Here is a 2,602-nt window from a genome sequence, read left to right on the forward strand (position 1 = left end):
GCCAAAGCCACATATTCTTCTTCGGTGAAGGGCAGGGAGTGTTCGTCAGGCATGCCCTAAGCTACGACATGGTTGCGACAATTTGAATTGCACCCGGATAGGTCAGTATTCCATTTAGACCAAACCGCTTACCTATTTTCGACAATTGTGCCCCTCGATTGTGCTGAACTGGGGCTTTTTCAGGGAGGTCAAAAGCCATGCAACAAAGCCATCAGTACCTTATATTTTATTGGTATCGTTACTCCCTCAAAATGATTCGTTAGTCCATAAAATATTGTCAACGTTAAAATGATACCGAAGACGAAAATTACAGTTGCTTGTCTGTTTGGCTTTAAATTGAAGATTTGATTTTTTATTTTCTTACTATGAATCAGTTGGGTGCAATTCAAATTGTCTCTACGCTGTCATTGCGTAGTTTAGTGGTTCGATATGGTGGCGAACCAAGTCCCATCGGTCGCTCATAAAGCACACTCTTAAGTTCAAGACTTGTTGTGCTCCTCTAATACTCCACCGTTGACCTGATCGCTTCAACCGTCGTTGCATGACCGTTCGGTGGGCTGATTCAATAGCCCCTGAACCGATTAATAAGCCCCGTTCCCGGTACGCTTTATAATCCATCCGGTCACGATTAGATTCCAAATAAGAACAGATCGAATCCTGGAGTCTTCCCCCCATCGATAACGCCTTAATATTACACAAAACGCTATCTAAGCGACTTTCTAACAGCAATGTGCGCTGCTCTCCAAACCAATCTTTGGCCTTTTTACTCGTGCCAAAAGCGGCATTACTGGCTTGGCCAATATAACTCAGCGCATGGTACATATCTAAAATCAGGGTAGCTTTGGGACACGAATTTTCCATCATTTGACGAAGCCAAACCGACCCATCACTGATAAAAACCAAGTCTTGACCAAGTGCTTTATGGGGAGCTAGTTGGCACTCGAATTTGGCCATGAATTCAGACGAAGCCCCTAGATGGGCTACGAATAGAGAGGAGTCAATGTGCCCCCCACGTTCCTCAACCACACTAGATCGGAGGGCTGTGGCCGCAAAAATACGACCCAATTTAGCTTCTTTGTAGCCTTCATCGGTCAGCAACATCGCTCCGTCAGCCTGTGCATAGACGACCCCTACTGGCTCGACTATAGCTTCCTGAAGCGCCATTGGCTGGTCTAGCGCGACCTGGTCTAAATCGGGACTGATAGCCGCTCCATAATACTTGGTTAGGCGGTCAATTTGGCTAGGACCGACCCGTAAGCCAAACAGAGTTTGAGCCAATTCAGCGGCTTGTTGATAGACCTCAAACTGGCCCAGAAAAACCAGTTTTTCTTGTAAATATGGACTAATACCAAATCCGTTCGGGTGATGGCTAAACAGTTCACTATTAGCTATTTATACGCTACCAAAACGAGTCATCATCTTTTTTTTTACGCCGGTCAGCCGGTACTTGGCTTAGGCTTTTCTCTAAGACTTGCCGACCTAAATCCTGCCAAATTTCCTCGAATGACTTCTCGTAGTCGTAGAAAGTAGGTTTATTTTTAAGGGCTTTAAGGTCTTGGTATTTTTGGCGGGCTAGAGCCATGTATTCTTCCTCAGTGAAGGGTAGCGTCAGGTTGTTATCCATACTCTAAGTTAACACTAGAAGGCGACAATCTGAATTGCACCCGTTCATATTTACTGTGATTCGGCTCGTTATTACGTCAGTAAACAAGTCGCCGAGTAGCTTTCCGACAAGCCCATCGAGTTACATTTTCTGCCCGGCTATTGGCCCAACCTAAATCCCATCGAACGGCTCTGGAAATTCATGCGCCAGAAAGTGATTGATTCGGTATACGATCCAGCGTTCGATCTTTTTAAAGAGCGGGTAATGGCTTTTTTAGGCCATTTAGAGCCGTATCGTGTCCAACTCGAACGGTTATTGGTACTCCGCTTTGCTATCGTTAACAAAGACGGTTTAGTCGAAATCTAAATTAGCTTGTGTATAGAAGACCAAATTGTGCTATCGTTGTCATAAAAGGCTTGATTAATTTATCTCCTTTGTTTCTGCATTGAAAAAGAAATTCCCTTCATTTTTCTTCTCAAACTGCTTTTTTCTTCTCAAACTGCTTTAGTTTTTTAATTGATATGAAATGTGAATCAATTTTTTCAAGAGGTATCATGAATATATTTTCAGGACTTTTTCCCATACCGCCTATCCCAAGATCAATAAAGACTTTCACTTTTTTATCTAGCTCATATTTTTTATATCGCTTCAGTTGTTCTGGGGTCGAAAACTCAATACCGTCGTTGTAATGTCTACTTCTCCATTTACATTCTACCGAAAAATTTTCTCTTTTATTGCCCAGCATAAACTCGAACAGGATATCCGGATGTGTGGTTGTTTCAGCATAACTACCGGCCACATATTTATCACCTGACCACTCTTTAATCTTAAAAAATTTTCTATTGAATTTACCAACAATGTATTTCTCAAAATCATACCCATTTTTTTTGTTGTAATCAATAACCTCCGTTTGGGTGCATTTCAAAAATACCAGTATCTTGTTGACATAGCCTCAAAAAGCCCTTGTTCCCATGACCAGAGAAGAATTACATGCCCTCG

Annotated in this window: 1 protein-coding gene and 2 pseudogenes; 1 reads left to right on the forward strand and 2 read right to left on the reverse strand. The window is 42.4% G+C overall.

Annotation, left to right across the window (positions count from 1 at the left end; all coding sequences use genetic code 11):
• Nucleotides 1-396: 396 nt before the first annotated feature.
• Nucleotides 397-1,624 (reverse strand): annotated as a pseudogene (locus B157_RS37115) (ISLre2-like element ISRsl1 family transposase).
• Between the two features lie 114 nt (nt 1,625-1,738).
• On the opposite strand from B157_RS37115, the pseudogene B157_RS39710 reads away from it, so the two are divergent.
• Nucleotides 1,739-1,834: pseudogene (locus B157_RS39710) on the forward strand (transposase); the annotation flags it as partial.
• 244 nt (nt 1,835-2,078) lie between these two features.
• On the opposite strand, the gene B157_RS35100 reads toward B157_RS39710, so the two are convergent.
• Complete coding sequence (locus B157_RS35100; protein WP_020603453.1) at nt 2,079-2,528, reverse strand: hypothetical protein; 450 nt, start codon at nt 2,526-2,528, stop codon at nt 2,079-2,081.
• Between the last annotated feature and the right edge of the window lie 74 nt (nt 2,529-2,602).

Source organism: Spirosoma spitsbergense DSM 19989 (assembly GCF_000374085.1).
Classification (GTDB): domain Bacteria; phylum Bacteroidota; class Bacteroidia; order Cytophagales; family Spirosomataceae; genus Spirosoma; species Spirosoma spitsbergense.